At 65.4% G+C, this 4,812-nt stretch carries 7 protein-coding genes; 2 read left to right on the top strand and 5 right to left on the bottom strand.

Translation table 11 applies throughout. The annotated features are described in order from the left end of the window. The 5 genes from N878_RS12850 to oscA form a co-directional block, all read right to left on the bottom strand. The coding region (locus N878_RS12850; protein ID WP_021444052.1) for a sulfate/molybdate ABC transporter ATP-binding protein at positions 1 to 421 on the bottom strand (421 nt) is incomplete at its 3' end. Positions 422 to 424: 3 nt separating this feature from the next. Then, a complete protein-coding gene (gene cysW / locus N878_RS12845; protein ID WP_021444051.1) occupies positions 425 to 1,297 on the bottom strand; it encodes a sulfate ABC transporter permease subunit CysW in 873 nt (290 codons plus the stop codon). A 10-nt stretch (positions 1,298 to 1,307) separates the two neighbouring features. Next, positions 1,308 to 2,126 carry a sulfate ABC transporter permease subunit CysT gene (gene cysT / locus N878_RS12840; RefSeq protein ID WP_021444050.1) on the bottom strand — a complete coding sequence of 273 codons (819 nt, stop codon included), beginning with the start codon at positions 2,124 to 2,126 and terminating at the stop codon, positions 1,308 to 1,310. 82 nt (positions 2,127 to 2,208) lie between these two features. Further along, on the bottom strand, positions 2,209 to 3,207 hold the full coding sequence (locus N878_RS12835; protein ID WP_021444049.1) for a sulfate ABC transporter substrate-binding protein: 999 nt from the start codon (positions 3,205 to 3,207) through the stop codon (positions 2,209 to 2,211). A gap of 153 nt (positions 3,208 to 3,360) precedes the next feature. Then, on the bottom strand, positions 3,361 to 3,543 hold the full coding sequence (oscA, locus tag N878_RS12830; protein ID WP_021444048.1) for a sulfur starvation response protein OscA: 183 nt from the start codon (positions 3,541 to 3,543) through the stop codon (positions 3,361 to 3,363). Between the two features lie 221 nt (positions 3,544 to 3,764). Between oscA and N878_RS12825 the strand changes: the two genes are divergently transcribed. Next, positions 3,765 to 4,346 carry an alpha/beta hydrolase gene (locus N878_RS12825; RefSeq protein WP_021444047.1) on the top strand — a complete coding sequence of 194 codons (582 nt, stop codon included), beginning with the start codon at positions 3,765 to 3,767 and terminating at the stop codon, positions 4,344 to 4,346. A gap of 112 nt (positions 4,347 to 4,458) precedes the next feature. Next, positions 4,459 to 4,812: sigma 54-interacting transcriptional regulator (locus N878_RS12820; RefSeq protein ID WP_021444046.1), on the top strand; the 354-nt coding region annotated here is incomplete at its 3' end.

Genomic DNA, 4,812 nt, shown 5'->3' with positions numbered 1-4,812 from the left:
GGCCGCCGGAGAGTTGCTCGGGGTAGCGGTCGCCGAGCCAGTCGAGCTGCACCAGGTCGAGCAGTTCGTGCACCTTGCGCTTGATCACCTCTTCGCTCGGGCGCTGGCCCTTGGGCTTCATGCGCAGGCCGAAGGCGACGTTGTCGAACACCGTCATATGGCGGAACAGCGCGTAGTGCTGGAACACGAAGCCGACGTTGCGATCGCGCACGTCGTGGTTCGACACGTCCTCGCCATGGAACTGGATGCTGCCGCTGTCCGGGGTTTCCAGGCCGGCGATGATGCGCAGCAGGGTGGTCTTGCCGCAGCCGGAGGGGCCGAGCAGGGCGACCAGCTCGCCGCTCTGGATGTTCAGGTTGATGTCGCTCAGCGCCTTGAACGCATTGAAGTTCTTGCTGACGTTGCGGATTTCGATGCTCATGGCTTATTCCTCGCCGGCGCTGGCTTTCAGGCGGTTGATACGGGACTCGCTCCACTGCTTGAGCAGCAGAATCAGCAGCGCCAGCAGCAGCAGCAGGCTGGCCACGCTGAAGGCGGCGACGTGGTTGTATTCGTTGTAGAGAATCTCGACGTGCAGCGGCAAGGTGTTGGTGTAGCCGCGGATATGCCCGGACACCACCGACACCGCGCCGAACTCGCCCATGGCCCGCGCGGTGCACAGCACCACGCCGTAGATCAGGCCCCATTTGATGTTGGGCAGGGTCACGTGCCAGAACATCTGCCAGCCGTTGGCACCGAGCAGGCGCGCGGCCTCTTCCTCCTGGGTGCCCTGCTCCTGCATCAGCGGGATCAGCTCGCGGGCGACGAAGGGCACGGTGACGAAGATGGTGGCGAGGACGATGCCGGGCAGGGCGAAGATGATCTGGATGTCGTGCTCGCGCAGCCAGGGGCCGAAGAAGCCCTGGGCGCCGAACAGCAGCACGTAGATCAGCCCGGCGATCACCGGCGACACCGAGAACGGCAGGTCGATCAGGGTCACCAGGATGCTCTTGCCGCGGAACTCGTATTTGCTCACGCACCAGGCGGCAGCCACGCCGAACACCAGGTTGAGCGGCACGGCGATGCCGACGGCGAGCAGGGTCAGCTTCAGCGCGCTGATCGCATCGGGCTCGAGGATCGCGGCGACGAAGGTGCCTGCGCCCTGCTTGAGCGCCTCGCTCGCCACCACCAACAGCGGCAGCAGCAGGAAGAAGGCGAACACCAGCCAGGCCGCCAGGATCAGCAGGCGCCGGCCCAGGGCGTTGCCGCGACGGGCGGCGTTGTTGACGGCACTGGCCGTCAGGGTCGTGGAAGTCATGCCCGGCTCCTCAGGAACGGCTGATGCGGCGCTGCAGCAGGTTGATCAGCAGCAGCAGGATGAACGACACCACCAGCATCAGCACGCCGATGGCGGTGGCGCCGGCGTAGTTGTACTGGTCCAGCTGCACCATGATCAGCAGCGGCAGAATCTCGGTCTTCATCGGCATATTGCCGGCTATAAAAATTACGGATCCGTACTCGCCGACGCCGCGGGCGAAGGCCAGGGCGAAGCCGGTCAGCCAGGCCGGCAGCAGCGCCGGCAGCAGCACGTGGCGAGCCACCTGCAACGGCTTGGCGCCCAGGCAGGCGGCGGCTTCCTCGACCTCGCGCGGGATGTCGGCCAGCACCGGCTGGATGGTGCGCACCACGAAGGGCAGGGTGACGAAGGTCAGCGCCAGGGTGATGCCCAGCGGGGTGTAGGCGATCTTGAAACCCAGGGCCGTGGCGAACTGGCCGATCAAGCCGTTGGGCGCATAGAGCGCGGTCAGGGCGATACCGGCCACCGCGGTGGGCAGGGCGAACGGCAGGTCGATCATCGCCTCGATGATCTTGCGTCCGGGGAAGGTGTAACGCACCAGCACCCAGGCCAGCAGGGTGCCGATCACGCCGTTGATCACGGCGGCGAGCAAGGCGGTGCCGAAGCTGAGCTTCAAGGCGGCCAGCACGCGTGGCGAGGAAATGATTGCCCAGAACTGTTCCCAGGTGAGCTGGGCGGCGTGGACGAACATGGCACCCAGGGGAATCAGCACCAACAGGCTGAGGTACACCAGGGTGTAACCCAGCGTCAGCCCGAAGCCGGGTATGACGGGGGAAGTACGGCGAGACATGGCCTGTCCTTAAATCGGTTGGCGTTGGAACGCTCTAACAAACCAAGGGTGGGCAGGCTTCAGCCCCACCCACCCTTGCGCATCACTGGGCCTGGTAGATCTGGTCGAACACGCCGCCGTCGTTGAAGAACTTCGGCTGCGCGGTTTTCCAGCCGCCGAAGTCAGCGTCGATGGTCACCAGCTTGAGCTGCGGGAACTGCTGGGCGAACTCGGCGGCAATCGCCTGGTTGCGCGGGCGGTAGAAGTGCTTGGCGGCGATGCGCTGGCCTTGCTCGCTGTACAGGTAGTTCAGGTAAGCCTCGGCGACCTGGCGCGTGCCCTTCTTGTCGACGTTCGCATCGACCACGCTCACCGGCGGTTCGGCGAGGATCGACAGCGACGGCGCGACGATCTCGAAGTTCTCCCCGCCTTCTTCCTTGAGCGCCAGGAAGGCCTCGTTCTCCCAGGCCAGCAGCACGTCGCCGATGCCGTTGTTGACGAAGGTGATGGTCGAGCCGCGCGCGCCGGTATCCAGCACCGGCACGTTCTTGTAGAGCTTCTCGGTGAAGGCCTTGGCCTCGGCTTCGCTGCCGTACTTCTGCTGGGCGTAGGCCCAGGCGGCGAGGAAGTTCCAGCGCGCGCCGCCGGAGGTCTTCGGGTTGGGGGTGATCACTTCCACGCCCGGCTTGACCAGGTCGTCCCAGTCCTTGATGCCTTCGGGGTTGCCCTTGCGCACCAGGAACACGATGGTCGAGGTGTAGGGGGTGCTGGCGTCCGGCAGGCGCTCCTGCCAGTTCTCCGGGATCAGCTTGCCGAGCTTGTACAGCTCGTCGATGTCGCCGGCCAGGGCCAGGGTCACCACGTCGGCGCGCAGGCCGTCGATCACCGCGCGGGCCTGCTTGCCCGAGCCGCCATGGGATTGCTGGATGGTCACCGCCTCGTTGCCCTGGGCCTGCCAGTGCTGGTTGAAGGCGGCGTTGAATTCGCTGTAGAGCTCGCGCGTCGGGTCGTAGGACACGTTGAGCAGGGTCTGGGCGGCGGCGGCCGGGCCGGCGATCAGGGCACTGGCCAGCGCGGCCAGGGCAAAACGACGAATGGACATGGTGCAGCTCCTAACTGGATTTTTATCTTGGCTCTGGTTCGTGGCGGTCAGTCGCACATTCGCGGGCGACAGCAACGGTGGCGGTGCGTGTTCATGGCTGGGCTCTTTTCATGGTCACGCCCTCCGGTGGTCCAGTCGGGCTGCTTGCTTGGTTCAGGCGTTCTTGCTGCCGGGCGGCTGCAGGCGAAACTTTTCCTTGCGTTCGATCTGCACCACCTGGCCGTTGTGCACGGTGATTTCCACCGAGCCGAATTTCAGGCCCTGCAGGGCAGTCTGGATCTCGCGGAGGATCACGGCTTCGTCCTGGCCTTCGAGGTTTCTCAGCGTCGCGGTCATTTCCAGGTTCCTAGGTTGTCGGGCGCCGCAGCGTCTGGCTGGCGTGGAGCGGATAGTAGAGAGGCCGAAATATTCTTAAAAATATTGTTTAAGAACATTTATAGATCTTTTTTGAATATTTAGATTTCCGACTTAATGGAATAAGCAAATAAATTCTTATTCTTTTTAGGGTTGATCCATGCTGCCTAGACTGGCGCCATTCGACTTCAGGAGGTGCCGTCATGGGCAGCGAAGCAATCCGTTATCTGATCCTGCCGGGCTGGCAGGGCTCGCCCGAGGAGCACTGGCAGAGCCATTGGCAGCGCAGCCTGCCGAACAGCGCGCGAGTAGAGCAGGCCGACTGGCTCAACCCCCGACGTGGCGATTGGGTGGCGGCGCTGAACCAGGCCGTGGAGGCCGATCCGCGCCCGACCATCCTCATCGCCCACAGCCTGGGCTGCGTCACCGTGGCGCATTGGGCGGCGCAGGCGCCGCTCGAGCTGCTGCGCCGGGTGCGTGGCGCCTTGCTGGTGGCGCCGGCCGATGTCGAGCGGCCCGATTGCCCCGAACCGCTGCGGAACTTCGCGCCCATTGCGCGCGATCTGCTGCCATTTCCCAGCCTGCTGATCGGCTCCGACAACGACGCCGCGGCCAGCGCCGCGCGGGCTCTCGAGCTGGCCCGGCAGTGGGGCAGCGAAGCGGCGATCCTGCGCGGTGCCGGGCATATCAACGTCAAGTCCGGGCATCGCCACTGGGAGCAGGGCTTCGGCTATCTGTATCGCCTGCAGGGGCGGATCGAGCAGCAGGCGCGGTTGCGCGCCTGATTGGTCAGCCCTAGACCCTCTTCGAGGCGGGATCGGGCCAGGCAGCCGCCCGCCTCATTTTTATTCGCGTACAGGCTGCGCCGAGTGAGGTGCGGCTTTGGAGCTGCACGTTATGAGTTTTCCACCGAACCTCTCACCGCCGCTGACCTTCGCCGAGGTCGACAAGAGCCCGCTGAGCATCCGTGCCAAGGCGCTGGTATTCGTCGACCCGCGCTCGCGCCAGCTGCGCGAGCGCGCCGAGGCCCTGGCGTCGGGCAATCAGGCACTGCTGATCCGCGGCGAGACCGGCACCGGCAAGGAGCTGCTGGCCCGCTACATCCACCGCCACAGCGAGCGCGGCGGGCTGTTCGTGGCGGTGAGCAGCGGCGCCATCAGCCCGCAATGGGGCGAGGCCGAGCTGTTCGGTCACGTCGCCGGCGCCCACGTCGGCGGCGCCAGCAGCCGCGCCGGCTGGTTCGGCTCGGCC

Source organism: Pseudomonas sp. EGD-AK9 (assembly GCF_000465935.2).
Classification (GTDB): Bacteria; Pseudomonadota; Gammaproteobacteria; order Pseudomonadales; family Pseudomonadaceae; genus Aquipseudomonas.
The sequence above is the reverse complement of the archived record's forward strand: the minus strand, read 5'-3'. Positions and strand labels throughout refer to the sequence as shown.